The sequence below is a fragment of the Bacillus sp. FSL W7-1346 genome, assembly GCF_038593335.1.
Taxonomy (GTDB): Bacteria; Bacillota; Bacilli; order Bacillales; family Bacillaceae; genus Bacillus; species Bacillus altitudinis.
The window spans coordinates 2,790,503-2,816,132 of the sequence record NZ_CP151988.1 but is presented as its reverse complement, the minus strand read 5'-3'; the positions used below and the strand labels follow the sequence as shown (position 1 = coordinate 2,816,132).

The 25,630-nt window shown below is 40.6% G+C and carries 29 protein-coding genes; 25 read left to right on the top strand and 4 right to left on the bottom strand.

Features of this window, described 5'->3' with window-relative positions; all coding sequences use genetic code 11:
• Window positions 1–150 precede the first annotated feature (150 nt).
• The 5 genes from NST09_RS14630 (at window position 151) to NST09_RS14610 (ending at window position 9,383) form a co-directional block, all read left to right on the top strand.
• Window positions 151–2,142: a methyl-accepting chemotaxis protein gene (locus NST09_RS14630; RefSeq protein WP_008345759.1), complete on the top strand. Its 1,992-nt coding sequence runs from the start codon at window positions 151–153 to the stop codon at window positions 2,140–2,142.
• A 126-nt stretch (window positions 2,143–2,268) separates the two neighbouring features.
• Entirely contained in the window at window positions 2,269–4,257 is a 1,989-nt protein-coding gene (locus tag NST09_RS14625) for a methyl-accepting chemotaxis protein (RefSeq protein ID WP_008345758.1), read from the top strand.
• 176 nt (window positions 4,258–4,433) lie between these two features.
• Window positions 4,434–6,410 (top strand): methyl-accepting chemotaxis protein, encoded by a 1,977-nt coding sequence (locus NST09_RS14620; protein WP_007500548.1) that lies wholly within the window; start codon window positions 4,434–4,436, stop codon window positions 6,408–6,410.
• A gap of 369 nt (window positions 6,411–6,779) precedes the next feature.
• Window positions 6,780–8,768 carry a methyl-accepting chemotaxis protein gene (locus tag NST09_RS14615; RefSeq protein WP_017367940.1) on the top strand — a complete coding sequence of 663 codons (1,989 nt, stop codon included), beginning with the start codon at window positions 6,780–6,782 and terminating at the stop codon, window positions 8,766–8,768.
• A 90-nt stretch (window positions 8,769–8,858) separates the two neighbouring features.
• Entirely contained in the window at window positions 8,859–9,383 is a 525-nt protein-coding gene (locus NST09_RS14610; RefSeq protein ID WP_008344162.1) for a type 1 glutamine amidotransferase domain-containing protein, read from the top strand.
• 55 nt (window positions 9,384–9,438) lie between these two features.
• Here the strand turns inward: NST09_RS14610 and NST09_RS14605 are convergent, their stop codons facing one another.
• Window positions 9,439–10,428 (bottom strand): Gfo/Idh/MocA family oxidoreductase, encoded by a 990-nt coding sequence (locus NST09_RS14605; RefSeq protein ID WP_008344161.1) that lies wholly within the window; start codon window positions 10,426–10,428, stop codon window positions 9,439–9,441.
• A gap of 200 nt (window positions 10,429–10,628) precedes the next feature.
• Between NST09_RS14605 and NST09_RS14600 the strand changes: the two genes are divergently transcribed.
• The 4 genes from NST09_RS14600 to NST09_RS14585 all read left to right on the top strand — a co-directional run bounded on the left by NST09_RS14600 (window position 10,629) and on the right by NST09_RS14585 (window position 13,835).
• Window positions 10,629–11,021 (top strand): DoxX family protein, encoded by a 393-nt coding sequence (locus NST09_RS14600; RefSeq protein WP_008344160.1) that lies wholly within the window; start codon window positions 10,629–10,631, stop codon window positions 11,019–11,021.
• Window positions 11,022–11,086: 65 nt separating this feature from the next.
• Window positions 11,087–12,229: an AI-2E family transporter gene (locus tag NST09_RS14595; RefSeq protein WP_007500555.1), complete on the top strand. Its 1,143-nt coding sequence runs from the start codon at window positions 11,087–11,089 to the stop codon at window positions 12,227–12,229.
• 127 nt (window positions 12,230–12,356) lie between these two features.
• The gene (locus NST09_RS14590; protein WP_024719699.1) at window positions 12,357–13,190 is read left to right on the top strand and encodes an undecaprenyl-diphosphate phosphatase; all 834 of its coding nucleotides are present in this window, start codon (window positions 12,357–12,359) and stop codon (window positions 13,188–13,190) included.
• A gap of 171 nt (window positions 13,191–13,361) precedes the next feature.
• Entirely contained in the window at window positions 13,362–13,835 is a 474-nt protein-coding gene (locus NST09_RS14585; protein WP_008344156.1) for a hypothetical protein, read from the top strand.
• Window positions 13,836–13,875: 40 nt separating this feature from the next.
• Here NST09_RS14585 and bioB read toward each other — a convergent pair whose 3' ends face one another.
• From bioB to NST09_RS14570, 3 genes are all read right to left on the bottom strand, one after another.
• Window positions 13,876–14,871, bottom strand: coding sequence for a biotin synthase BioB (gene bioB / locus NST09_RS14580; protein ID WP_052320649.1), 996 nt, complete (start codon window positions 14,869–14,871; stop codon window positions 13,876–13,878).
• Between the two features lie 148 nt (window positions 14,872–15,019).
• The gene (locus NST09_RS14575; protein WP_003213146.1) at window positions 15,020–15,370 is read right to left on the bottom strand and encodes a hypothetical protein; all 351 of its coding nucleotides are present in this window, start codon (window positions 15,368–15,370) and stop codon (window positions 15,020–15,022) included.
• A gap of 243 nt (window positions 15,371–15,613) precedes the next feature.
• Complete coding sequence (locus NST09_RS14570) at window positions 15,614–15,991, bottom strand: helix-turn-helix transcriptional regulator (protein ID WP_007500560.1); 378 nt, start codon at window positions 15,989–15,991, stop codon at window positions 15,614–15,616.
• 160 nt (window positions 15,992–16,151) lie between these two features.
• On the opposite strand from NST09_RS14570, the gene NST09_RS14565 reads away from it, so the two are divergent.
• The 16 genes from NST09_RS14565 (at window position 16,152) to NST09_RS14490 (ending at window position 25,627) form a co-directional block, all read left to right on the top strand.
• Window positions 16,152–16,391, top strand: a complete 240-nt coding sequence (locus NST09_RS14565; RefSeq protein WP_035389219.1) for a helix-turn-helix transcriptional regulator — start codon at window positions 16,152–16,154, stop codon at window positions 16,389–16,391.
• Between the two features lie 18 nt (window positions 16,392–16,409).
• Entirely contained in the window at window positions 16,410–16,562 is a 153-nt protein-coding gene (locus NST09_RS14560; protein WP_008344135.1) for a hypothetical protein, read from the top strand.
• Window positions 16,540–16,734 (top strand): hypothetical protein, encoded by a 195-nt coding sequence (locus NST09_RS14555; RefSeq protein ID WP_234717158.1) that lies wholly within the window; start codon window positions 16,540–16,542, stop codon window positions 16,732–16,734. The genes NST09_RS14560 and NST09_RS14555 overlap by 23 nt, the downstream gene beginning before the upstream one ends.
• A 102-nt stretch (window positions 16,735–16,836) precedes the next feature.
• Window positions 16,837–17,241: a RusA family crossover junction endodeoxyribonuclease gene (locus tag NST09_RS14550; protein WP_216942723.1), complete on the top strand. Its 405-nt coding sequence runs from the start codon at window positions 16,837–16,839 to the stop codon at window positions 17,239–17,241.
• A complete protein-coding gene (locus NST09_RS14545; protein WP_216942721.1) occupies window positions 17,238–17,444 on the top strand; it encodes an XtrA/YqaO family protein in 207 nt (68 codons plus the stop codon). Before NST09_RS14550 ends, NST09_RS14545 begins: the two co-directional genes overlap by 4 nt.
• 124 nt (window positions 17,445–17,568) lie before the next feature.
• Window positions 17,569–18,087 carry a sigma-70 family RNA polymerase sigma factor gene (locus NST09_RS14540; RefSeq protein WP_216942718.1) on the top strand — a complete coding sequence of 173 codons (519 nt, stop codon included), beginning with the start codon at window positions 17,569–17,571 and terminating at the stop codon, window positions 18,085–18,087.
• 152 nt (window positions 18,088–18,239) lie between these two features.
• Complete coding sequence (terS, locus tag NST09_RS14535; RefSeq protein WP_007500563.1) at window positions 18,240–18,887, top strand: phage terminase small subunit; 648 nt, start codon at window positions 18,240–18,242, stop codon at window positions 18,885–18,887.
• Window positions 18,888–18,895: 8 nt separating this feature from the next.
• The gene (locus NST09_RS14530; RefSeq protein WP_161630747.1) at window positions 18,896–20,197 is read left to right on the top strand and encodes a PBSX family phage terminase large subunit; all 1,302 of its coding nucleotides are present in this window, start codon (window positions 18,896–18,898) and stop codon (window positions 20,195–20,197) included.
• Window positions 20,194–21,651: a phage portal protein gene (locus tag NST09_RS14525; protein ID WP_213406959.1), complete on the top strand. Its 1,458-nt coding sequence runs from the start codon at window positions 20,194–20,196 to the stop codon at window positions 21,649–21,651. The genes NST09_RS14530 and NST09_RS14525 overlap by 4 nt, the downstream gene beginning before the upstream one ends.
• A gap of 35 nt (window positions 21,652–21,686) precedes the next feature.
• Window positions 21,687–22,778 (top strand): XkdF-like putative serine protease domain-containing protein, encoded by a 1,092-nt coding sequence (locus NST09_RS14520; protein WP_046344355.1) that lies wholly within the window; start codon window positions 21,687–21,689, stop codon window positions 22,776–22,778.
• A gap of 22 nt (window positions 22,779–22,800) precedes the next feature.
• Window positions 22,801–23,724, top strand: coding sequence for a phage major capsid protein (locus tag NST09_RS14515; protein WP_008344119.1), 924 nt, complete (start codon window positions 22,801–22,803; stop codon window positions 23,722–23,724).
• 13 nt (window positions 23,725–23,737) lie between these two features.
• The gene (locus NST09_RS14510; protein ID WP_007500574.1) at window positions 23,738–24,121 is read left to right on the top strand and encodes a DUF3199 family protein; all 384 of its coding nucleotides are present in this window, start codon (window positions 23,738–23,740) and stop codon (window positions 24,119–24,121) included.
• A complete protein-coding gene (locus NST09_RS14505; protein WP_017367938.1) occupies window positions 24,118–24,474 on the top strand; it encodes a YqbH/XkdH family protein in 357 nt (118 codons plus the stop codon). The genes NST09_RS14510 and NST09_RS14505 overlap by 4 nt, the downstream gene beginning before the upstream one ends.
• The gene (locus tag NST09_RS14500) at window positions 24,471–24,968 is read left to right on the top strand and encodes an HK97 gp10 family phage protein (protein WP_050826548.1); all 498 of its coding nucleotides are present in this window, start codon (window positions 24,471–24,473) and stop codon (window positions 24,966–24,968) included. Before NST09_RS14505 ends, NST09_RS14500 begins: the two co-directional genes overlap by 4 nt.
• A 4-nt stretch (window positions 24,969–24,972) precedes the next feature.
• Window positions 24,973–25,428 carry a DUF6838 family protein gene (locus tag NST09_RS14495; RefSeq protein ID WP_041091933.1) on the top strand — a complete coding sequence of 152 codons (456 nt, stop codon included), beginning with the start codon at window positions 24,973–24,975 and terminating at the stop codon, window positions 25,426–25,428.
• Window positions 25,415–25,627, top strand: coding sequence for a hypothetical protein (locus NST09_RS14490; protein WP_008344108.1), 213 nt, complete (start codon window positions 25,415–25,417; stop codon window positions 25,625–25,627). The genes NST09_RS14495 and NST09_RS14490 overlap by 14 nt, the downstream gene beginning before the upstream one ends.
• The last annotated feature ends 3 nt before the right edge of the window (window positions 25,628–25,630 follow it).

The following is a 25,630-nucleotide window of genomic DNA, read 5'->3' as shown; positions in this document are numbered from 1 at the left end:
AGCGCCCCCTTTTGTATTAGCGTATGCGGGATGCTTGGGCAAGGAATCAATTTGTGAAAATAAACAAAAAGGCATCCTTTTTATTTGAAAAACATGAAAATAATATGAAGCTGTCCGATATAAAACATAACGTTTAAAAGGAGGAAAAACATGAAAAGTATCATAAAATGGTTGAAAAAACCATCGATTTCTAAAAGGCTGATTATTTCATTCACACTTGTTCTCGTCTTGCCTATCATTACACTCAGTACGATTTCATATCAGATTGCCAAAGAAGAATTAGATCATGAAATCATGTACGGAGCCAACGCAAGAGTCAATGAGCTGAATGACATGATCGAGCAAAAGCTTTTGAATAAGGAGAACGCAGTCAAACTGTTTACCGAAACATCCAGTGCTGCAGACTTTAAAAAGAAAAACCAGGACGAACTGTATGAGCATTTTGAGATATACAGTAAAATCAATGAAGATGATGTAGTTGGATTTTATGCAGCAAGTAAAAATCGTGATTTTATTCAGTTCCCTAAAGTGGACATGCCAAAAGGCTATGATCCAACAACTCGTGATTGGTATAAAGCGGCGATGCAGGACGAAAAAGGCGAACCTGTGGTCACCAATCCATACATCTCTGCCACAACAAACGGCATGGTTGTCACAATCGCTCAGCGTCTGAAGGACGGGTCGGGAGCCATTGGGATTGATATTGATGTTCAAGATATCGTCGATAAAATCAAAGATATTAAAATTGGACGAGAAGGATATCCAATTATTGCAAATAAAAACAAACAGATTGTAGCTCACCCAGAAGAAAAATCAGGCTCTGCAGTTACAGAAAATATTTCATCAATCCTTTACAGCGGCAAAGAAGGAACATCAACTTATGAGAATAAAGGAGAGCAAAAACGCCTCGTTTTTGTGACAAATGATTTAACAGGTTGGAAAATTGCTGGAACGATGTTTGTATCAGAAACAGAAGAAGCAGCACAGCCAGTTTGGAATTCTGCCATTATTCTTTTAATTTCTTCTTTTATCCTTGGCGGTATCGCTATCTTCTTTATCGTTCGCTCCATCACAATTGGACTTAGAAGGCTTGTTGATTTCTCAGAAAAGGTGAGTGAAGGGGATCTAACGGAAACCCTCGAAACCAAATCGAAGGATGAAATAGGAGACCTCACAAGAAGCTTTAGTAAGATGAGTGAATCTTTGCGTGAAGTTATTCGAGCGGTCCAGCAATCTGTCGACAATGTGGCTTCAGCTTCAGAAGAGCTGACTGCTAGTGCCAGCCAAACAAGTCAGGCGACAGAGCATATCACCATGTCGATTGAACAATTCTCAAATGGGAATGAAGCACAAAATGAGAAAGTCGAATCTAGCACGAATCAGCTTGTCGCAATGAATGAAGGATTACAAGGTATGTCACAAACTTCATCAGAAGTGACTGCTGTCTCCATTCAATCGACAGAAGCGGCTGGACAAGGCGGACGTATCGTTGAAAGCACAGCGAATCAAATGAAACATATCGACACATCTGTACAAGAAGCAGAACAAGTCATGAAAGAATTAGAATACAAGTCTAAAGATATTACGAGCATTTTAAATGTCATTAATGGCATCGCAGATCAAACGAATTTACTTGCACTCAATGCAGCCATTGAAGCAGCAAGAGCAGGTGAATCAGGGCGCGGCTTCTCTGTCGTAGCAGAGGAAGTCAGAAAACTAGCGGTCCAATCCGCAGATTCAGCGAAAGAAATTGAAAAGCTGATCCAAGAAATTGTGTTGGAAATTTCCAAATCTCAAGAGATGTTCAAAGCTGTTAACCGAGAAGTAAATGCAGGACTTGGGATGACAGAAGAAGCAAAAGAAAGCTTCCAAAACATCTATGAGGCGGCAGAAGGTATGTCGAAAAAGCTCACTCAATTAAATGATACAGCGGTTGACCTATCAAGCGGATCAAAACTTGTGTCACAAGCTATGCAGGAAATGCGTCAAGTTTCAAGAGAAAGTGCGGCGAACATTCAAGATATTGCGGCATCTGCTGAAGAACAATTGGCATCTATGGAAGAAATTTCGTCCTCTTCTGTCACACTTGCCAATATGGCTGAGGAGCTAAAAGAGCTGACAAGTCAATTTAAAATTGATTAAAAAACGATGAAAAAATATCCAGAATTGTCTGGGTATTTTTTTTATTTTTAAACGTCATTTCCAGCCCTCTAAAAATAAACCTTTCATCCGATAATAACTTTAGAGAAGTAAAGGGGGAAAGAGAAAATGGGAAAAATGATCCAATGGTTCAAAAAACCATCCATTTCTAAAAAATTAGTTATTGCCTTTTTGGTAGTCCTCATACTGCCAACCGTCGCACTCACAATCAGTGCATTTTTTACATCAAAAACAGAGTTAGACAAACAGATTATGGGCAGTGCGATGAGTCAGGTCAATGCATTTGATACCTTAATCGATGAGAATATTGGGAACAAGGCAGAGGCTGTGACCCTGTTTACAGATGATCTCAAAGCGGTTAATCTTCAAGAAAAAAATAGAAAAGCTACCATTAAAGAATTGCAGCAATACGGAAAAATTAATGAAAAAGATGTCTCAGCCATTTATGCAGGTTCAGAAAAGGGCTTGTTCATGCAATACCCAGTTCAAAAAATGCCTGAAGGCTATGATCCGAGAGAGCGTCCGTGGTATCAAGAGGCCATGAGTGCTGATGGTAAACAAGTCATCACGAAGCCATACGTCGCAGCATCTACAGGTAAAATGGTCATCACCATTGCCCAAAAAACGAAAGATGGCTCAGGGGTAATTGGTCTTGATATGGAAATTGACAGCCTCATTCAAAAGCTAAAAGAAATTAAAATAGGTCAAAAAGGATATGCTTTCATCATGGAGAAGGATAAAACCGTGCTAGCAGATCCAACCCAAAAGCCAGGAAGCAAAGTCAATGAGAATTTGGCGAACATTATTTTTAAAAACAAACAAGGAAACGGCAGCTATACACTCAATGGAACAGATAAAAAGGTGGCGTATGTCACCAATGAACTAACCGGCTGGAAAATCGGCGGCACGATGCTCGTATCAGAAGTAGAGGATGCAGCTAAACCCGTTTTCAATACTGCCATTATTGTGTTCAGTGTGACACTGATCGTAGCAGGAACCCTCATCTTCTTTATTGTCCGCTCTATTTCAAGTAGATTATCCAATCTTGCCCGTTTCTCGAAAAAGGTCAGCGATGGTGATTTACGTGATAAACTTCAGATTCAATCAGATGATGAAATAGGACAAGTTGGTAAAGGCTTTAATACGATGATTGACTCATTAAGATCCCTCATTGGCGCCGTCCAAACCTCTGTTGAAAATGTCGCTTCTTCATCAGAAGAACTGACCGCAAGCGCAGGACAAACAAGTAAAGCAACAGAGCATATTACATTAGCCATTGAACAATTCTCTACTGGTAACGAAAGCCAGAATGATAAAGTGGAATCAAGCTCAGAAGAGTTAGAAGAAATGAACAGAGGCCTTCAGCACATGAATGAGTCGGCTGAATCGATTACCGCTTCATCCATCAAATCAACAGAGATTGCAGGAGAAGGCGGACAGCTAGTGGAAAAAACCGCTTCTCAAATGAACGTGATTGATCAATCAGTGAAAAAAGCAGAGAATGTCATCAGTGCGCTGGAAAGCAAATCAAAAGATATCACCCAGATTCTTGGTGTCATTAATGGCATCGCAGATCAAACGAATTTACTTGCGCTGAATGCAGCGATTGAGGCAGCAAGAGCTGGCGAATCTGGTCGAGGCTTCTCCGTTGTAGCAGAAGAAGTAAGAAAACTTGCTGTTCAATCTGCCAACTCAGCGAAAGAAATTGAAAACTTAATCAAAGAAATCGTTCAAGATATTGATGTATCACAAGAAGTATTCACAGCAGTAAATCAAGAAGTTCAATCAGGCTTAAGCTTTACTGAACAAACGAAAGTCAGCTTCCACAATATTTTCGACATGACCAAAGAAATCTCAGATCAGCTCCAAACAATGAATCGAACAGTTGTCCAGCTGTCAAAAGGATCTGCACATGTTTCTGAGGCTGTCCGTGAGATTGCAGACGTATCACGTGAAAGCTCCGCCAATATTCAAGACATTGCCGCTTCAGCTGAAGAACAGCTGGCATCAATGGAAGAGATCAGCTCATCCTCTGCCACCCTTTCTTCAATGGCAGAAGAATTACGTGATTTGATTAGCAAATTTAAAGTTGAATAAACAAAATGAAAAGAACCTCCAGCTAGGGGGTTCTTTTTTGAACTGAACATAACGAAAGAAATAGGTAAATATGCTTATTTTGGTGAGTTTTCGAGCATTACACCTTGAAAAATAATCCGTATTACCTAAAAATAGAGGGGGATGATCCCAAATCATAAACCAAAAGGAGTAGAGTCATGAAAAAAATCAACTTTTTTAAGCACTTTACGATGTCAAAGAAATTAATTACTGCATTCTTAGCGATTCTCCTAGTGCCCATTCTTGTGTTGGCCGCATTTTCCTATGAAGTGGCGTCTAAGTCTCTCAATGATGAGATTATGTCTAGCGCTGCAAATGGTGTGAATCAATTAAATGAATTGATCAATAAAGATGTACAGCCTAAAATTGATATTGTTTCATATTTATCTAAATCGGTGAAAAAAAAGGAACTGGCCTCTAAAAATAAGGATTTACTTAAGGTGAAATTAGAGCAACTATCGGAAACAGACGACGATGTCGTAGAAGTATTTGTTGCAGATCAGAATGGTAAACTAACTGAATATTCCGAGATTCATAAAGGCAGTGCCAAAAGCGCAAAAAATGAACCATGGTTTCAACAATCAATGGGAGATGACAAACTCATCATTTCAGATCCTTTTACAGACAAGTCATCAGATGACCTGCTCATCACAATATCAGAACAGTTAGCAGATGGTTCTGGTGTCATTGGTATAAATGTACGATTGAACACGATTGTGAAAGATACAAACAGCATCAAAATTGGTCAAGAAGGTTATGCGTTTGTCGCTACCTCAGACCAACGTTACATTGCTCATAAAACGGAAAAGGCCGGGACGAAACTGACAGGCGATTTCATCGAAAAGATGTATCACAATAAAAAAGGAAGTTTCGAATATGAATTTAACGGACAGCCGAAGCAAATGTTTTATGACACAAATGAAGCGACAGGCTGGAAGCTTGCGGGAACAATGTATGTCAACGAAGTGAAGGAAGCCGCACAGCCAGTGCTTGACTTAACCATGATCATCCTAGCTGCTGCGATTGTCATCGGTGGAATCGCGATTTATTTTATTATTAAATCGATTCGAAAACCACTCATAGAGCTCTCTGAATCTGCTGAGAAAATCAGTCAGGGGGATCTCACCCAGCATATCGAGGTGCGCACACACGATGAAATCGGCAAGCTTGCACAGAGCTTTAACGATATGTCGGCAAAGCTGAAACAAGTCATTCAAGCCGTCCAGAATTCAATTGAAAATGTGGCTGCCTCATCTGAAGAATTAACAGCTAGTGCAGGACAGACAGCCCAAGCAACTGAGCATATTACCTCATCTATTGAACAGTTTTCAAACAGCAATGAACATCAAAATGAGATGATCGAAAAAAGCTCTGTCCAGTTAAACGACATGGATCGAAGCTTATCACATATGGTCAACACGACTTCTCATATGATGGAATCATCTATCGAGTCTAGCAAAACCGCTCAGGCTGGTGGAGAGCTCGTTCAAAAAACAGCAGGTCAAATGCAAACGATTGAACAAGCAGTGAAAGAAGCGGAGCTTGTGATTGCAGGGCTAGAACAGAAATCTAAGGACATTACAAGCATTCTTGGAGTTATCAACGGCATTGCAGATCAGACGAACCTCCTTGCTTTAAATGCAGCGATAGAAGCCGCACGTGCAGGTGAGGCAGGAAGAGGCTTCTCTGTGGTCGCTGAAGAAGTTCGCAAGCTTGCAGAGCAATCAGGCAGCTCTTCAAAAGAAATTGAAAGTCTGACGAACGAAATCGTAGATGAAATTGAAAAGTCGCAGAAGATGTTTAGACAAGTAGCAGGTGAAGTTCAATCTGGATTAAACATTACAGATGAAACGAAAGTGAGTTTTGAGAAAATCACCCATAAGACATCAGAAATGACAGAACAAATGAAACAAATGAATGGATCAGCCCAAGAACTTTCTCATGGCTCAAACGATATTTCACAAGCAGTCAATCAAATCAAAGAGCTTTCACGTGAAAGTTCCGCAGGTTTCCAAGATATTGCGGCTTCAGCAGAAGAACAGCTGGCATCAATGGAAGAGATCAGCTCATCTTCCGCCACTTTATCCCAAATGGCAGAAGAACTGAGAGAGCTCATCAAACAATTTAAAATATAAGAGTCATAGTGGAACACCTGACGTTTTGGCGTCAGGTGTTTCAGCGTGTAGACAAACCCTCGCATTCGGTGTCAGTCCTGCGTGCTGGTGCTCACGAATTCAAATTCGCTCCGCGCCAGTACTCGTCCTTCCTAGGGCTGGAAAGGTTTTCTATCACGCTGAAAAGAAGAAAAGGGCTAAAATCAAATTCATTTTAGCCCTTTGTCAATAATTTGGAACACCTGACGTTTTGACGTCAGGTGTTTTTCCGTTTTTTGCACATAATTTGGGTATTTTGGACTTATCTAGACTTTAATAAATTAAAAAAGTAAAGAACCTAGTAGTACTTCCGATATATATACTATCTTACTAAAAGGAGTTTTCTTTTTTATGAATTTCATACAGTATTTCAAAAAACCATCTATATCAAAAAAGCTCGTTTTCTCTTTCTTATTTATTCTTTTATGCCCAATTATCGTATTGGCATTCTCTTCATATCATACGGCGAGCACCTCTTTAAATGATCAAATCATGCAAAGTGCAAAGGAAAATGTAGAACAGCTGGACAAAAACATTACGAAGGTTGTGAAAGTAAAAACAGACGCAGCCGATTTCTTTAGCAAATGGATTACGAAGAAAAAGCTGGGGCAAAAAGGAACGACTGATATTCAAGGGCGCTTTGAGCAATTCATGAGCATGAATGATGACACAGAAGGCATCTTTGTTGCTTCAAGTGATGGAAAAGTGTTCTCAAGATATCCAAATCAAAAAATGCCTGCTGATTATGTCGCAACTGAGCGGGATTGGTACAAAGATGGCTGGGCGAAAAACGGTGAGCTGTCTGTTTCCGCTCCATACCCAACCGCATCAACTGGTACACTTGTTGTGACGATTTCTAAAAAACTAGAGGACGGTTCTGGTGTTATTGCCATGAACCTGGACATTGCGAATCTAGTAAAAGAGTCTAATAGTATCAATATTGGTAAAGAAGGTCATGCTTTTATCGGAAGCCCAGATCGAACATACGTGGCACATCCAACGAAAAAAGCAGGAACAAAATTAACAGGTGATTGGGTAGACAAGCTTTATACACAAGACAAAGGTTCAATGAGTTATATGTTTGAAGGGAAAGAAAAGCAAATGGAGTTCACAACAAACAAAGCGACTGGTTGGAAAATTGCCGGTACAATGTTTGTCAGTGAAGTAGAAGAAGCGGCGCAGCCAGTCTTCAACATGGCGGCCATTATATTAGCTGGTGCGCTCATCATTGGCGGTATTCTCATCTTCTTTATCATCCGTTCTATTACAAAACCACTTTCCATGCTTGTCTCCTCTTCTAAGAAGATTAGCGAAGGAGATTTAACAGAGAAAATTGATGTCCGGTCAAAGGATGAGATTGGTCAGCTCGGTACAAGTTTTAATGAAATGAGTGAGTCACTCAGAGATGTGATCCAAGCTGTACAGACATCTGTTGAAAACGTGGCGTCATCGTCGGAAGAACTGACGGCAAGTGCAGGTCAAACGACAAAAGCAACCGAACATATTACATCATCCATTGAAACATTCTCGAACGGAAACGAAAATCAAAGTGAAATGGTGGAACAAAGTGCAGCCCACTTGAAACAAATGAACGAAGGGCTAAATGAAGTTGCACAAACATCTGATGTCATTACAGAATCATCGGTTCAATCAAAAAAAGTCGCAGAAACAGGCGGACAGCTTGTTGAACAGACAGTTGGCCAAATGAAAACGATTGATCATTCAGTGAAAGAAGCTGAAAGTGTGATCAACGGATTAGAGCATAAATCAAAAGATATCACCAACATTTTAGGTGTCATTAACGGTATAGCAGATCAAACGAATTTACTGGCTCTGAATGCAGCCATTGAAGCAGCACGTGCGGGCGAGTCAGGCAGAGGCTTCTCGGTTGTAGCAGAAGAAGTCCGTAAGCTGGCGGTTCAATCATCAGATTCTGCAAAAGAGATTGAAAAACTCGTCAAAGAAATTGTCTCTGAAATTGAAACGTCTCAAAATATGTTCAAATCTGTGAATGAAGAAGTAAAAAATGGTCTATCAATTACAGACCAAACAAAAGAAAGCTTCTCACAAATCAATCAGCAAACGGCAGAAATTGCGACAAGAATCAATGAAATGAATACGACAGTTCGTGAGCTTTCAAAAGGATCTGAGCAAATTTCTAAAGCAGTGAATGAAATTGCAGATGTATCGAGAGAGAGTTCAGCAAGTATTCAAGATATCGCGGCATCAGCAGAAGAACAGCTGGCATCAATGGAAGAGATTAGTTCTTCTTCGACGACGCTTTCCCAAATGGCGGAAGAATTGCGTGACTTAATTAAAAAATTCAAGATCAGTGAATAATAGAAAGTGGTTCTCCTCAAGGGGAACCGCTTTTCTTTTTAAGAGATGATCTCGTACAATAGAGGAAATCCGAAGAAAAGGAGAGATGTTATGCGTTTATCAAATAAGAAGGTCATTGCGTTAGTCAGTGATGATTTTGAAGATTTAGAGCTATGGTATCCCGTTTTGCGATTAAGAGAAGAGGGGGCAACTGTCCATCTCGTAGGCGAAAAAGCAGATCATGAATATATCGGGAAGTACGGAGTGCCGGCTGTATCAGATGCAGACTTCTATTCCATTCAAGCAGATGATTATGATGCGGTTCTCGTTCCTGGGGGATGGGCGCCCGATAAACTGCGCCGATATCCAGAAGTATTAGACATCGTTCGTACGTTTGATGCAAAGGGCAAACCGATCGGACAAATCTGTCATGCCGGCTGGGTGCTCATTTCAGCTGGTATCCTGAAAGGTAAAAAAGTAACGAGTACACCTGGTATTAAAGATGATATGACGAATGCTGGAGCAGAATGGTTTGATGAAGCGGTTGTGACAGATGGTCATATTGTATCTAGCAGACGCCCGCCGGACCTTCCGCCATATGTGAAAGCATTTGCCGATGTATTAGCGGCAAACTAGATTCACATGAACAAACAAAGGGCTGTAAAACGCCCTTTGTTCATTCAATGCCTCATTACATTTGTCTGTCGGCTGGATAGATAATGCCCATTTGTCTTCTCGCCTCGTCCATGACGGACATGGTTTGAACAGATAAGGCAAATGTATTGATTGGAGACTGCCCCTTTTTTTGCTTGATGCATTGAATGAAGTGATCGATTTCATAATACATAGCCGGTTGATCATCTTTAATAGAAATATCGGTTTGCTGTCCATTCCGATCATGGATGATGATACGAGAAGGGCGATGGAATTGATCAATGACCATCGTGGCATCCTCCCCTTGAATTTCAGCAGATACATGAGATGTTGAGATTTTTGAATGGAAAAGAAGTGCTTGATGTCCTTCATATTGTAAAAGTAATGAACCGCTCCCATCTACTCCAGAAGAAAGTGTATAGCCTCTCGCGGTGATTTGATGTGGCAGCCCGAATAAATAAATGATGGGAAAGACAAGATACACGCCGATGTCCATTAAGGAGCCATTTGATAATTCCGGCTTAAAAGCGTTTGGAATCTCACCGTTTCGGTAGGCATCGTATCTTGAGGAATATTTACAGTAATGAGCGATCACTTGCCGAATGGGGCCTAGTTGATCAAGATGCTGCTTGATTTGAAGAAAATTCGGCAGAAATGTGGTCTTCATCGCTTCCATTAAGCACACCTGATATTTTTTCGCAGCAGCAATCATTTCTTCAGCCTCTTTACGGTGAGAGGCCAATGGTTTTTCACATAATACATGTTTTTGATGCGCCATCATCAGCATCGCTTGCTCTTTGTGAAGGGCGTTTGGACTTGCGATATACACAGCATCAAACGCATCACTTGCCGCCATTTGCTGTAAATTAGTAAAGACGGTATCAATGCCATACTTGTTTGCAAATGCCTGTCCTTTTTCAGCAGACCGAGAATAGACGGCCGTACATGTAAAATCCGCCACTCCTTCACCAGCCTGTAAGAATCGATCTGTAATCCAATTCGTTCCGATGACAGCAAATCGAATCATCACATTCCCTCCTTCTGCTTTTCTCTGATTATACATGCTTTGAAAGCGTTTGTATGAAAGAATCTTCTTTTTTATTGAAAAGCGGATGAAACCTTTACCTTAGCTGATGCGTCTTACATAAAGAAAATAAATGTACGAAAAGTGGATAGTTTCCTCCTTCATTCGGGTAATACTTGAGAAGGAGGGAGGAGGAAACGAACATGAAGCGCATCCTACATATAGGAAGTACATACGCATTCGCGCTTTTATTTATAGCAGCCGGTGTTTTTCATGTGATAGAGCCAAGCGGCTTTGCCCGCATGATGTCTGGATGGCCATTTCCCTATGGTATCATTTATGCCACCGCATGCTTGGAATGGCTGTTGGCCGTATTACTGCTTCTTCCAAACGTAAGGATTGTGGCAGCAAAAATGATCGCTGTCTATCTGGTGCTCATTTTCCCTGCGAACCTATTTGCTGCGAGAGAAGGGATTCCATTTCCAGGGCAAGAGAGCACAGAACAAGCCTTGTTATGGATGAGATTAATCGGACAACCGATTTTGATTGGATGGGCCATGTCCATTGCGAAACGTGAAAAAAAGCTAAAACAATGATCACAAAATGATGATCAAGTAGTGTACAATTTACTAATAAAATAGCCCGTGTTTGGAGGAAAGATATGAATTCTATGCAAATGTGGAGCAGTCGATTTAGAAAATTTTTTCTTGATAACAAGTTTGTTCTCTTTTTACTCATCCTGCTATTAATAGGGTTGAATATCCTTGTTTTCATGAAAGCATCTTTTATTTTCACACCGCTCATTGTACTCATCAAAACCATTGCCTTACCGATTATTTTAACGGGGGTTGTGTATTATTTATTAAATCCAATTGTGAATTTATTAGAGAGATTTAAGGTCAAACGGATCTTTTCGATTTTGCTTTTATATATCGTCATTATTGGGATCATTACTGTGACCATTGTATCTATTATTCCTTTTTTACAAGCACAAACGATGAGTCTGTTTCATAATCTGCCAAAATACGTTGATACGGTAGAAGAACAGATTAGACAATTAACTGGAAGCAACTTTATTAGTCAAGTGCAGAAAACGATGAACTTTAACGTCTCTGAATTGGTGAGTAAAGCGTCAAGTCAAGCGACGAAGATTTTGGAAAGTACTTTTACTGGAGTCGGCACTTTCTTAGGGGCGCTTACTGAAATTATCATCTCGATCGTGACGGTTCCGTTCATTCTGTTTTATCTATTAAAAGACGGCAAAAAACTGCCTGACTATTTCTTGAAATTTATCCCGAATAAGTTTAGAGACCATACTCATATCGTGCTTCACGAAATGAACCATCGTCTAAGTTCTTATATACGCGGGCAGATCATTGTCAGCTTCTGTATCGGTATTCTTCTTTTAATTGGCTATATGATTATTGGACTTGACTATGCGCTGCTGCTGGCGATTATTGCGGCATGTACAAGTGTAGTGCCATACCTTGGTCCAACCATTGCGATTACACCAGCGATTGTGATTGCGCTTGTGACATCACCAGTGATGCTTTTAAAACTCATCATTGTCTGGACAGTGGTTCAGCTCATTGAAGGGAAATTCATTTCTCCTCAGGTGATGGGGAAAAACCTTCATATCCATCCGATTACGATTATTTTTGTTCTATTAACAGCAGGTAAATTGTTCAGTGTCGTCGGCATCATTGTTGCGATTCCGACGTATGCCGTTCTGAAAGTGATCACGACCCACCTGTTTGATTGGTTCAAAATGCGATCCAATTTGTATAAAGAAGAAAAGGTTTGATGTCATAATCTTTTTTAGAAAAAAATATAGTATCATAAAGACGAGCTTTCGAAAAAGGAAGCTTGTCTTTATGTGGACATAGATGTTTGGCCAGTTCAAAAGATCAGAATTGAAAGGAAAGAAAATCATGAATCTATGGGATTTATTCGTGGCACTGGTTTTAGGAATTGTCGAAGGATTAACAGAGTATGCACCTGTCTCGTCTACAGGGCATATGATCATTGTTGATGATCTTTGGCTAAAATCAAAAGACATCATTACGCCAGAGGCTGCAAACACATTTAAAGTCGTGATTCAGTTAGGTTCTATTTTAGCTGTCATGATCGTGTTCAAAGATCGTATTTTGAACTTGTTAGGCTTAAAGAAAAATATCACAGAAGAACAAAAACGCAGCGGACATAAGCTGACCATTGCTCAAATTGCTGTTGGACTCGTCCCAGCCGTCATTTTAGGATTCTTATTTGAAGATTATATTGATAAATATTTGTTTGATGTGAGAACGGTCGCCGTCGGTTTGATTTTAGGGGCTGTGCTGATGCTTGTCGCTGATTGGATCAATAAACGTAAAACAGAAACAAGCTCTGTGGATAATATGACGTACAGACAAGCGCTGTATATCGGGTTATTTCAATGTTTAGCACTATGGCCAGGCTTCTCGCGTTCAGGTTCTACAATAGCAGGTGGTGTTATTCTTGGTCTGAATCACCGAGCGGCGGCTGACTTTACGTTTATTATGGCCATGCCGATTATGGCGGGAGCAAGCCTCTTAACACTTGTTAAAAATGCCGAATATTTAACAACAGACATGCTTCCATTCTTTATTGTGGGCTTTGTGAGTGCGTTTATTGTGGCTCTCTTTGTTGTTCGATTCTTCCTAAAACTGATTAATAAAATCAAACTTGTGCCTTTTGCGATCTACCGAATCATCCTAGGTCTGATTTTATTTATCCTGTTTATGTAATGATGGAAAACTACTCTTTTAAAAGAGTAGTTTTTTTGTTGTTTTGCCCTTTTAAACAGTAAAAACAGCCTCTTAATTGGTAGAAAAAGAAGTTTTTTCTTAAATTAGTGTTTAAGTGACAAAGAAAAGGGTAGTACATAAACATACCAATTAAAGGAGGAGTTAGAAATAATGAGGAAAACAAGTAAATTTTTTGTTAGCTCTGTGATTGCTACGTCAATGGTTGCTGTCCCTTTATCTCTTACGACTTTTGGTCAAAAGGCTGAAGCTGCTACGACAACAGGTGTCGATGGAAGTGTCTCGATTGATCCAGTAGCCATTGCCGATAAAATTGAACAAGCAGTAAAATCATCTCAAAATCGTGATGGATTTGTAAAAAATGCGGCATACAGTGCATTTTATGAAGCAGGTCAAAATTACAACGTAGTTGTTCAAAACTTAAGCCAAGATCATGATTTTAGCGGACTGAACAATGTTGTCTATTATGATAGTGTTGAATATGACGGCATTACGTTTGGTATTTGGGTATTTGAAGATGGTACGTTTGTCAACAATGGTGACGGCGGCTATATTAACTGGACTTTTGTTGGCAGCTTTGACCGCGAAGAAGGAAGCGGTACTGTCGATTTCCATAAAAGATTCTAATCTCAACGTCAAAAGTCTGCCGATTCATCGGCAGACTTTTTTAAAGCGCACATTCTTCTATTTCAAAACCTAAATCTTCAATGATGTGATGATCGGTTTGAACTTGCTGTCCTTTTGTCGTTAAATAATCGCCTACAAAAATAGAGTTCGCTGCATATAATGCTAGAGGCTGAAGCGTTCGTAAATTAAACTCTCTTCCCCCAGATACTCGAATTTCCTTAGCCGGGTTGATAAATCGCATCAGTGCCAAAACCTTCAACGCTTTGATCGGATGTGTGCGTTCTTGATGTTCAAGAGGCGTTCCTTCAATTGCATGGAGAAAGTTGACGGGAATCGAATCCGCATCAAGGGCTCTAAGCGTAAAAGCCATTTCGACAATTTGCTGATTGGTTTCGCCCATCCCAATAATAACTCCTGAACATGGTGACATCCCTGACTGTTTGACCTTCTCAAGGGTCGATACGCGGTCATCATACGTATGGGTCGTTGTAATTTGAGCATGATGATCTTGATGTGTATTGAGATTATGATTATACCGATGAACACCCGCTTCCTTCAGCCGCTTCGCTTTTTCTTCATTTAATAACCCAAGGCATGCACACACCTTTAAAGGCATCGTCTCAGTAATTTCCTTTACTGCTGCGGTGACTTCATCTAATTCACGGTGCGAAGGTGCTCTCCCGCTTGCTACGATACAATAAGTCCCTGCTTTTCTTTTTAACGCCTCACGCGCACCGGCCACAATGGTTTTTTGGTCAAGCATTGTATACCTCTCAACAGGAGCTGTTGAAATCACCGATTGTGAACAATAACCGCAGTTTTCAGGACAATATCCGCTTTTGGCGTTAAAGATCATATTTAACTTCACCTTTTTTTGAAAAAAATGAAATCTCACCTGATAAGCTGCATGCATAATAGGTAACAACTCTGCGTCGTCTGCTTCAAGTATATTTAGACCTTCTTCCATCGTAATCGGTTCATGATTGATGGCTTTCTTCACGATCGTTTCCCAAGACAAAGACGTTATTTTTCCCATCATAAGCCCCTCTCAATATGTAAACTTATTTTTATTAAAAGTTAACATAATAGATAGAGATTGGCAAGCACTGGTAAGCAGCTTAAAAGTAAAAACTCAAAAAGGCGATGAACATGTAGTCATCGCCTTTTCATATGAAAAAAATCGCTTAACGAACAGTAATATAGTTAATGACGAGCTCACCTAGTGAATTATAGTAAGAAACTGTAACAGAACCGCGTTGTACAGCACGGATCCAAGTGAAATTTGGAGCAGTTTGGTCTAATTGAATGGCATACGTTGCGCCTGATACAGAAATTTGGCTAGCTGGAAGTGAGACAGCAATTGAAGAACCTACAGTAAGTGTGCGGTTCACTGTAATCACTTTATTCATAATAGGAGCTTTTGCTATAACTGGTTCTTTAGGCTGTGCAGCTGCATGAGCACCTTCAGTTTGGAAGAACGTAAGAGCACCTAAAGCAGCTAAAGACAATGTACAAGCTTTCATTAATTTTTTCATCGGTAACACTCCTTTTTTTGGTATATACATATATTAATAATAATAGAATTATATGTCAATCAAAATAAGTGGAAAAATGAGTATTTTTGGTGAAAATTGTCACATATTATGTAGGGGAAGACGATTTTACCCAAAAAACACATGATTTTTTATTCATATGTCATTCTTTTTTAGGAGGAAAAAGAGACATAAAAAAAGCTGGGTATCTACCCAGCTATGTGATGCTTTATAAAAAGAGATCTTTTATTTGTCGTCTGTCTGTTTTGGCTGACGGCCTTTTTGTTTCTCTTTCTCTCTAATGTAGTTAATAAAGTCGATGGTTTGTCTTCGTGCTTCTTCAGAAAAATCGGAGGCAGCTTTAAACGCAATTTGCAAATCAGGATCATCTGCAAGATCGTCATCAGAGGCGTTTTTGTCTTTACCTGTGAGAAGATAATCTGTTGAGACCCCGTATAACTCGGCGATTTTCACAATCATTTCACCATCTGGCTTTCTCAATCCATATTCCCAGTTAGCATAGGTTGACATCGCCTTTAATCCGAGTTTTTTGGCAACGGTAGACTTACTCCATCCATGTTTCTCTCTTAATTCAGTTAGAATCTTTCCAGTCAAATTATCCATCGGAAACACCTTTTTTTCATATTATGTGTAAATTTTATCATGAATTACACGGAAAAGATAAATAAATACACAAAAAGAATAAAAATTTGATTGACTTACTCGTTTTGTGTATATTATCATAATAAATATAACTTACACATAATGAGTAAGAGGTGGAAACATGAAACTTGAAAATTTACGAGAAGAACGAATATTACAAGGAAAAACACAAACGTATATGGCGAAAAAACTTGGATATAAGTACACGAGTGGCTATGCAAATATAGAAAGGGGCCGAACAAAGCCCAGCTTAGAAATAGCCAAGCATATTGCAGATTTGCTAAATATCGGTGTTCAAGAGCTTTTTTTTGGTCAAAAGTTACACAAAAAGAGTAATAGTCGTAAGGAAGACCGTTCTTAAAAAGGGGAGACAAACAGAATGAATATCGAACATCCGATGGTGACACAAATGAATGATTTCGGCTATCCAAAACGTTACTGGCCATATGAAATGTCCCGAAATGGTTATCGATTAGAGGACGAGAACCGTGAGAAAGGATTTGATGATGATGAGACATCAGATGACATTTGATGCCCGAAAAGAAGCACAGCATTGCCTAGTACAAGCTGGCGGCTGGATCACTTTTCATCAAAAAGAGCCGATTTTTGCTTTCCCCACGGCAGAAGAAAAACGCACATACATGACCCTCATGGCAGAAAAAGCCGTTGATGACAAGAAGAAGGAAAGGAAGAATGCGACATGAATCGATTGAAGCAAATCATGACATTCCTGAAATGTTTGCTCAATGCGGGTCAAAACGAACAAGACATTCGGCAGTGGGCGAAGGATGACGGGAGATCGTAGCATGGTCCTTCATTTTATCATTGAAAAAGAACATTTATGCACAAAAGAGACATTGATAAACAGAATTCAAACAGCCGCTAAAGCGCAATGCAAAAGCAAAATAAAAGGCGCATTATCACTCGACATTCGCTCATTTTACAATATGCCCATTGATCTAGCGAACAGCCAAGACACGCGTACATCTGCTGAAAAAGGCTTGATACGCCCGGTACACATCAGCATTCTTCAACCAAATTTGCAGTATATACAAGAAGCAATTCATGCCATTGCCGATGACGCCTCTTTACAGATTGTAGAATTAAGAGTTTCACAGTTTTATAGCATGCGTCCTCGAATGGAAATCATTTTAAATACGATGGGTGATGATATGAGATCCTCACCACCAAATAAGGAGACAAGCATATGAACGAGCCAATACAAATCATGATTCAAGAAAACCAGACATTTGTCGGTGAAATGGAAAAAGGGAAGATTCAAGTCATTGTGTTAGATGGAAACGTAGGAACGGCTTATATGATGGATGTACCTGAGCATGGAAAAACGATTATTCAAACAGCAAAAGGACATTTTGCAAGAGTCGATCATGAGATTGGTTTTAAAATCAGCTAGTCTGATGAACAAGAACAACTGAATAAGTCCAAGACGGGAAGCCTGCGGACACTGATCAAGACCCTATAAAAAGGGGCTGATTGGTGTCCGTTTTTTATTTTCTTAAAAAAGGGAGAGAGCACAGATGCAAGATTTACTGATCGAATATAAAAGAAGTTTAAAAGATGCCAGAAAACGATATGAACAATTGAAAGACAAAGAAGAGAAACAGATGTCAGATCAGGACAAACATGATCAAAAAATGATCGCCAGTATGGTCAGTGATTTAGAATATGTGGTGGAATGGCTTCAATTCGGTAGAGAGCCGGGCGCACGCAGAGGATTAGATAGACGGTCTGTGTATCAGCGCACCATTCTTGCTAATCAAGAGGTATTAGAGGCTTTATCACATGAATACACCCTCATTCAAGAGAAAGAAAGAGAGGTAAGTGAGCGTGACAAAAGGCGAATCGATGAAGCTTTGTCTGTTTTAACAGATCGAGAGAAAGACGTGTTTTTTATGCACACAACACAGGGTCTGTCATTTAGCGAGATTGCGATTATGCTAGATGTAAAAAAAGGAACAGTCCAAAAACATATGGAAAGAGCTCGGACCAAAATGTCCAAAAAAGTACAAGAACGCCTATTCAAAGCAGCTGAATAGGCGTTTTTTCTTTCATCACATCAATCTTCAAAAGCTTGTCTTACAGTTGCCACCTATAGTTAGAAAGACCAAACGAATGTTTGCTAGCCCGGCACAAATGATTCCTCTTCAGGGAATCATTCGAACTAAAAGGAGGCGGCAGGTGAATGTAAATGAAAGATAAACGGATAGAGGCTAAGCAGGATTATATGAAAGGGATGACGTACCAGCAGCTAGCGGATCATTACAATGTCTCCATCCATACTGTCAAATCATGGAAAAGACGATACGGCTGGCAAAGACAAAAAACACCGTCAAAGCAGGCGCACTCGATCTTTCATCAATTTCTTTCAGATGAAACGATTGAAATCATGGAAAAAATGGATGGGCGCACATCTCTTGATATCATCTGGGATCAAATTCAAATTCAATACGCAGCCATTATTCGAGCGCAGCGCATCATGCATGTAGCAGATCAAGATGACATGATCAAAGAACTGAAAAAGGCGACGTACTTGCCTTCTTCATTAGAGGAAGAAACAGGCGAAGGCATTCATCCAGAGCCAGAGATCACGGCAGAGGAATTTTCGTTTCAATTTTCATGGGATCGGCATGCTACTTTTTTAAATGCCCAATCTCGTGCAATGGGAGAACTAAGACGGCTGATTAAACAGTTTGAAGAGCTCGCTCATGCGAAAGATGAACGAAGATTAAAGCTGAAGCAAATTGAGCTGACAATCGAAAAAACAAAAAAAGCAGTTCGTGAGGAAAAAGAAGAAGATCTTCATATCATGATCAAAAGAAAAGAGGACGATTCATGACGCCGTTGATTGAAAAAGAAGTCAATCCTCACTTTGAACACTTTTTGTTCGATTGGAATCAAAAGTTTCAGTTTTTAGTAGGCGGTTATGGCTCCTCCAAAAGCTATCACATTGCTTTAAAGCTGATTTTAAAACTGCTTGAGGAAAAACGGACAGCACTTGTCATTCGAGAAGTGTATGATACGCACCGGGAGTCGACCTACTCTCTTTTACAAGAAATCGTCAGCGATCTTGGCATCGATCATCTAGTAAAGTGCCGCAGTTCACCGCTTGCTCTCACTTTTCGCAATGGGAGCAGCATTTTATTTAAAGGACTGGACAAGCCTGAGAAATTGAAGTCGATCAACAACATCTCAATGATTTGGATTGAGGAGTGTTCCGAGGTTTCATATGAAGGGTTTAAAGAACTGCTTGGAAGGCTGAGACATCCAGTTTTACCTCTTTATATGATGTTATCGACGAATCCCGTTGGTCAGGATAATTGGACGTACAGACATTTCTTTCGAGATGAACAGCTGAAACGATTTGTCCTTGATGACGAAACCTTATACAAACAGCGAACCATCGTGATAAAAGATACGTACTATCACCACTCAACAGCAGAAGACAATCTATTTCTTCCTAAAAGCTATGTCAAGCAGCTGGATGAGCTGAAAGAATACGATCCAGATCTTTATCGAATTGCAAGGAAAGGATACTTCGGTATCAATGGCACAAAAGTGTTTCCACAATTTGAGGTCAGACAGCATGCCGACGTATTAGAAGCAATCGGGCAAATTGAAAGACCGCTGAAACGTGCGGGGATGGATTTTGGATTTGTCGAATCCTACAATGCGCTCATTCGGTTAGCTGTCGATCATGAAAAAAAGTACTTATATATTTATTGGGAATATTACGACCGCGGGAAAACAGATGATGAAACAGCTGTTGATTTGAAAGAATTTGTTGAATCAAAGGAACTGATTAAGGCAGATGCAGCAGAGCCTAAAACGATTCACTATTTTCGGCAACGCGGATTTCAAATGGTCGCTGCGCATAAGTTCCAAGGGTCACGTTTGCAATATACAAAGAAAATCAAACGATTTAAGAAAATCATTTGTTCCGATGCTTGCCCTTATACCATCTATGAACTTCAATCACTAACCTATAAGGCAGATAAGAACGGCCGCTTAGAGGAAGATGAATTTCAAATCGATCCACACACATTATCTGCCATTTGGTATGCGCTAGATGATTATGAGGTGACCGATTTGAAACAGACTGCTTCAGAGCGTGTCCGTCCAAACCGAGAGAGGAGGTCCATACAATGAAACAATTAAAAGCAACGATTATGAAGGCCAACATGTCTGATCATACAAAACAAATGTATGAGGATGAATTTTCATACGAAAAAGATGACATTGTCCCCCCGCCCTACCATATCAATGAATTAAAAAGCATGGCAGAATACTCAACGATTCTTCAGCAATGTATAGATGCGTATCGAACAAACATTTTAGGTTTTGGATTTGGGGTGGAATACGCCTTTGATTTTAATGCGGAAGATGTGAAACCGGTCAAAAAGAAGACAGCCGAGAAGGAATGGACAAGACTCGAAGAGTTTACGAAATACATGAACTATGATGAGTCTGCTGACGTGATTCTTGGTTATGTCCTAGAAGACCGGGAGAAAACAGGAAATGGCTTTTTAGAGGTGCTGCGGGATGGACAAGGAAAGCCGGCAGGAATCGAGTATTTGGATGCACTCCATATCCGCATTTGCAAGCTGAGTGAGCCAGTCGACGTCGAATTCCGCTACACAGAAAACGGCGAATTAAAGACGATGAATCGCAAGAAACGATTCCGAAAATATGTGCAGGTCATCAATGAGAAGAAAGTCTTTTTCAAGGAGTATGGTGATCCGCGCATATTAAATTATGAAACAGGCAAGTACGATGATGCTACACCAGAACCACTTCAAGCAACAGAAGTCATCCATTTTAAAATTGGCAGTGGGACGTATGGGATTCCTCGCTGGATTGGCAACATCGTCAATATGTATGGCGCACGAAAAGCAGAAGAGCTGAATTATCTTTATTTTAAGCAAGGACGGCATGTACCTGGTGCCATCATTGTCGAAAACGGCATGCTGTCAGAGACTTCTTATCAGCAGCTACAAGATTATATGGATGATATTGAAGGGTCTGATCATGCGCATAAGTTTTTATTGCTTGAAGTAGAAGGGCTTCCGACAGAAAAAGGATTAACAGGTGAAGAAGATGTATCAAGTGTCAAAGTGAACTTTAAATCCTTGGCGGAAATCCTACAAGAGGATGCGCTCTTTTTAGAATACGATGAAAAGACGAGAAACAAAATCCGCTCCGCTTTTCGTCTGCCGCCTATTTACACAGGAGAGTCACAAGATTATAACAAGGCCACAGCAGATACCGCGCGAAAAACAACGGAGGAGCAAGTGTTTCAGCCAGAGCGGCATCTTATTACAGGGAAGCTCAATACTCTTTTTCTCCCGGATTTAGATATATGGCATGTCCGCTTTCTATTAAATGGTCCTGACTTTAGAGATCCATTAGAGATAGCAAAGGTTCTGACACCATTTATTCAGGCTGGGGCAGTATCGCCAAATGATTTACGAGATCTTGCGGGGCGTATTCTTGGTAAGACGTTAGAGGAATGGCCGGAAGAATTCTACCACCGACCTTTAGAAAGCCGCATAAAAACAGCTGATGGGCTGTCTCCATCCGAGTCAAACCAGCTGAAGAAATAGAAGGACGTGAGCTTTTTTTGAAAGGGGGTGAACATATGCCAAGGGAATTAAAAAACGCAAAAATTACACATGTTTCCTATGTGGACAAGGCCGCCAACCAAAAGAAATTTTTCTTGATGAAAGCAAAGAAAAAGCAGCCTGACTTTCAAAAAGAAGTCAGTGTCCTGACGAAGGCAGAGGATGCCCATCGCCTCGTATATGGCGTCGTGTATGAACCCAATACACCTGATGCACATCAAGACTTTATGTCGGCCAAAGAAATTGAAAGAGCAGCACACGGTTTTATGAAAGATGCCCGTCACATTGATAAACAGCATGATTTTCAAGATGGTGTTGGCGAAGTCGTCGAATCATACATTGCCCCAGCGGATTTTGAAGTAGGCGGGGAGCTGATTCAAAAAGGATCTTGGGTACTTGTGACAAAGGCATCACAAGATATTTGGGACCAAATTCAGCAAGGCCATATTACAGGCTACTCAATGGCTGGAACAGCAGACATCATCGCAATAGAGGAACACGATCAGCTCCTATCTCAAGAAACGAACGAGAGAGGGCTTTTTTCTTTGCTGAAAAATTTCTTTTTGAAAGAGGAAGGTGCAAATATGCCACAACAATTTTGGAGCGTTTTAGATCATCTGCTGGAAACGTTGCAGTCAAGTGATGGTGATGAGTCTAGCGTAAGAGCGGCACTTGAACAATTGATTCCAATTGTGCAGGATGTGTTGAAAACAAATGATGTCCTCCATACGATTGGCGAAAGACCAGCATCCGTTCAAAAGCAAGATGCCGGATTAACGACTGATCAAGTACGCGAACTAGAAAAAGCAAAAATGGCCATCGACAACGTTTTACAACAAGCGGATAAACAAGGGACAGATCAAACTGGTGAAGAAGAACCTGTACAAAAAGTGCTGGAGCAAGTGGTTGCGCCAATTCGTCATCAGCTCTCTTCCTTAGAGAAATCAGCAGGCAGAGAAAAAGCAGCGATTCAGGAAGTGCTTCAGCAACAGCTACTGCCTATTTCAGAGCGGATACACATGCTTGAAAAAGCGCGGGGCATTTCTAAACAAACAAATCACGATACACAAAATGATATGACAAAGCCCATATGGGATGGCTTACTATAAGCCTAAATAAGGAGGAAAAAGTGTGAGAAATCAAGAGTTGATTCGCAAGGCTGAAATGACACTTGCCAGCTTAAAAACAGGCGGTCTCATGAACGCAGCCCAATCCAACACATTCATTAGAATGATGCAAAATACACCAACCGTTTTAAATGACGCACGTATCATTCCAATGGAAAGTGATTCACAAAAAATCGAAAAAATCGGCTTCGGTCAGCGCATTTTACGCCCAGCAGAAGAAGGCAAAGCGCTTGATGCAAAAGACCGTGTTGTCCCAGCGACAAGCACTGTCCAGCTCAATGCAAAAGAAGTCATTGCTGAGATCCATATGACGTACGACAGCATTGAAAACAACATTGAAAAAGACGGGATTCAGCAAACCATTATGCAAATGCTGGCGGAACGAGCGGCAGTCGATATTGAAGAACTGATCGTCAACGGTGATACAACATCACAAGACCCATTTTTAGCTCAAATGGATGGCGTACGAAAACAGGCAGTTTCTCATATTGTCGATGCAAATGGAGCGGAAATTAGCCGTCAAATGTTCAAACAAGCCTATAAAGCGATGCCGTCAAAATATTTACGTGTACCTCAGGATTTCCGTTTTTATACATCCCCAAGTTTAGAGGTCGAGTGGAAAGACCAAGTAGCAAACCGTCAGACAGGTCTCGGAGATGCGGCGATTCAAGGCGGACTTTCTTCTGCATTCGGTGTTCCGGTCAAAGGTCTTGCCAATATGCAGCCATATGATGAAGAAGGAACAGACGTATCAGATATTTTACTGACACACCCGAAAAACATTATCGTAGGGTTTTCTCGCAATATTCGTATTGAAGTAGAAAAAGATATTCGCAGCCGTAAGTTTATCATTGTTCTGACAGCGAAGCTCGACAGCAAATTTGAGGAAGAGGATGCTGTAGCCAAAGTCATGAAAGTGAAAGAGTAGGTGACAGCAGGCTATGATCATTTCTGCTGAGGAACTACAAGCCTATTCTGTATTTGATCGCGTGAAAAATCGTTCTGTAGAGAGACTAGCGGCAGATATTATTGAAGCAGAAGCAGCGGTATTTCAAATGGTCGGGCACGATTTTACACATGAAAAATATCAGCCCATTCCTGAAAAAGCAAGGATCGCCTTATTAAAAATGGCCCAGTATTTTGCCATGCTGAATGATGACGAATCCATGATGAAAGGCTTGACTTCAGAAAAAATGGGTGATTATTCATATGCAAAGGCAGCGGACAAAGTGAAAGGCAGACCTTATGTGTATGCCCTTCTTGTTGATTATATTGAACCTTCATTAACTGGCGGCAGCGCCAATTTAAAGGTGAGATCATTATGAGCTATGATTCTCTATTAACGGATCGCTGTGATCTTTTTCACTTAGAGAATGAGGAGGCAGTCCGCGGCAAATTTGGTATACCAGCAGGAGATCTGCAGACGGACCTCACTTATCCTGATACACCAAGTATGAGAGATGTGGCTTGCTATGTTGTAGAAAAAAGCCAGTCACTCGTGCAAGAAGAACCGAATACAGTCATCTATCAGTCCTATCTCGTCCATTTCCCTTTAGCAAGCGACATTCGTTTGCATGACAAGATGGTGTGGAACGGCATCTCACTCAAGTTGCAGCAGCCAAAAAGAGTGAAAAATCATCACATGGAAGTGATGGCCGTCAGAAAGGAAAACCTATGAAAATTGATGGACTTGACCGGCTGCTATCCCAGCTCCAACAGGCAAATAGTGTCGGCTTAACGGCGCAATATCAAGAGTGGTTACAGGAAATGGGCTTACAGTTTTTAGACATCATTCAAGATGAAATCATCAAAGAAAAGGCTGTTGATACAGGCCGTCTCCTCAATTCCTTTCAAAAAGGTGACAAGGAGAATCACTTTCTCACTTCCCGAGGCGGGCTCACGCTAGAAGTAGGGACACAGCTTGATTATGCCTCTTACGTGAATGATGGACATGCCATTTCTTCAAATGGAGAACGAAGATGGGTGCCAGGCAGATGGGCCGGCAGCCGCTTTGAATATGATCCGAATGCCAGTACTGGCATGATGCTTTCATCTCAATGGATTGAAGGAAATGGGTACTGGGATCATGCCGTCATGCTCTATGAACAAATGTTTGAACACTCGTTGGATCGAAAGCTTCAAAGCTGGATCGATCGACATTTTGGGAGGTGATGGAATGAATCAAGAAGTCGGGGCAATCATGCATTATATATACACACACTTTCCTGTGAAAATGTATGATCGTCTTCTGCCAGAGCGTTTCCAAGTGCCATCTGTTTATGTGCCGCCAGTGACTGTCATTAGTGGTCCAGATACAGTGTCTACTTTTATGAAATCTTATTCGCTACAAGTGAAAGTGTTTCATATGGATACAGAAAAAGCGCATGATGCGGCGGAAACAGTCGTCGATGCATTGCTTGCTGATCGTCAAATCATTCAAATGATCAGTGAAGATGGAGAGGTGCTTGATGATTATGTCCGCATAAAAAGAGTGGAAACAAGAATCATAGATCAAGGTGTAGCAGCGATTGTCCTGACGTGGGATAGCAGCTATTGGTACAACCGAGATAAACAGCCAAGCCTAGAAGATATCAATTTTTCAGATGGGGTGATCAAACGTGAGCAAGACTAAAAAAACACAGCTCGATCAAACAGCGGGCGAAGAAAAAGAATTTGGCTTTTCATTTGAAGCCTTAAAAGAGCACAGCAAGGATCTTTTTGGGGTAAAACCAGAAATCCTTGAAGGTGCTCTTTTTTATATCAAACATCAACCAATTACAAAAACAGAAGCAAAGAAGCACATTGATGCTTTTTTGTCCAAGGAGGTTTAAAGG

Coding starts and splice junctions, on each gene's coding strand:
- NST09_RS14630 (WP_008345759.1), top strand. CDS start 151: ATGAAAAGTATCATAAAATGGTTGAAAAAACCATCGATTTCTAAAAGG.
- NST09_RS14625 (WP_008345758.1), top strand. CDS start 2,269: ATGGGAAAAATGATCCAATGGTTCAAAAAACCATCCATTTCTAAAAAA.
- NST09_RS14620 (WP_007500548.1), top strand. CDS start 4,434: ATGAAAAAAATCAACTTTTTTAAGCACTTTACGATGTCAAAGAAATTA.
- NST09_RS14615 (WP_017367940.1), top strand. CDS start 6,780: ATGAATTTCATACAGTATTTCAAAAAACCATCTATATCAAAAAAGCTC.
- NST09_RS14610 (WP_008344162.1), top strand. CDS start 8,859: ATGCGTTTATCAAATAAGAAGGTCATTGCGTTAGTCAGTGATGATTTT.
- NST09_RS14605 (WP_008344161.1), bottom strand. CDS start 10,428: ATGATTCGATTTGCTGTCATCGGAACGAATTGGATTACAGATCGATTC.
- NST09_RS14600 (WP_008344160.1), top strand. CDS start 10,629: ATGAAGCGCATCCTACATATAGGAAGTACATACGCATTCGCGCTTTTA.
- NST09_RS14595 (WP_007500555.1), top strand. CDS start 11,087: ATGAATTCTATGCAAATGTGGAGCAGTCGATTTAGAAAATTTTTTCTT.
- NST09_RS14590 (WP_024719699.1), top strand. CDS start 12,357: ATGAATCTATGGGATTTATTCGTGGCACTGGTTTTAGGAATTGTCGAA.
- NST09_RS14585 (WP_008344156.1), top strand. CDS start 13,362: ATGAGGAAAACAAGTAAATTTTTTGTTAGCTCTGTGATTGCTACGTCA.
- bioB (WP_052320649.1), bottom strand. CDS start 14,871: ATGGGAAAAATAACGTCTTTGTCTTGGGAAACGATCGTGAAGAAAGCC.
- NST09_RS14575 (WP_003213146.1), bottom strand. CDS start 15,370: ATGAAAAAATTAATGAAAGCTTGTACATTGTCTTTAGCTGCTTTAGGT.
- NST09_RS14570 (WP_007500560.1), bottom strand. CDS start 15,991: ATGGATAATTTGACTGGAAAGATTCTAACTGAATTAAGAGAGAAACAT.
- NST09_RS14565 (WP_035389219.1), top strand. CDS start 16,152: ATGAAACTTGAAAATTTACGAGAAGAACGAATATTACAAGGAAAAACA.
- NST09_RS14560 (WP_008344135.1), top strand. CDS start 16,410: ATGAATATCGAACATCCGATGGTGACACAAATGAATGATTTCGGCTAT.
- NST09_RS14555 (WP_234717158.1), top strand. CDS start 16,540: ATGAGACATCAGATGACATTTGATGCCCGAAAAGAAGCACAGCATTGC.
- NST09_RS14550 (WP_216942723.1), top strand. CDS start 16,837: ATGGTCCTTCATTTTATCATTGAAAAAGAACATTTATGCACAAAAGAG.
- NST09_RS14545 (WP_216942721.1), top strand. CDS start 17,238: ATGAACGAGCCAATACAAATCATGATTCAAGAAAACCAGACATTTGTC.
- NST09_RS14540 (WP_216942718.1), top strand. CDS start 17,569: ATGCAAGATTTACTGATCGAATATAAAAGAAGTTTAAAAGATGCCAGA.
- terS (WP_007500563.1), top strand. CDS start 18,240: ATGAAAGATAAACGGATAGAGGCTAAGCAGGATTATATGAAAGGGATG.
- NST09_RS14525 (WP_213406959.1), top strand. CDS start 20,194: ATGAAACAATTAAAAGCAACGATTATGAAGGCCAACATGTCTGATCAT.
- NST09_RS14520 (WP_046344355.1), top strand. CDS start 21,687: ATGCCAAGGGAATTAAAAAACGCAAAAATTACACATGTTTCCTATGTG.
- NST09_RS14510 (WP_007500574.1), top strand. CDS start 23,738: ATGATCATTTCTGCTGAGGAACTACAAGCCTATTCTGTATTTGATCGC.
- NST09_RS14505 (WP_017367938.1), top strand. CDS start 24,118: ATGAGCTATGATTCTCTATTAACGGATCGCTGTGATCTTTTTCACTTA.
- NST09_RS14500 (WP_050826548.1), top strand. CDS start 24,471: ATGAAAATTGATGGACTTGACCGGCTGCTATCCCAGCTCCAACAGGCA.
- NST09_RS14495 (WP_041091933.1), top strand. CDS start 24,973: ATGAATCAAGAAGTCGGGGCAATCATGCATTATATATACACACACTTT.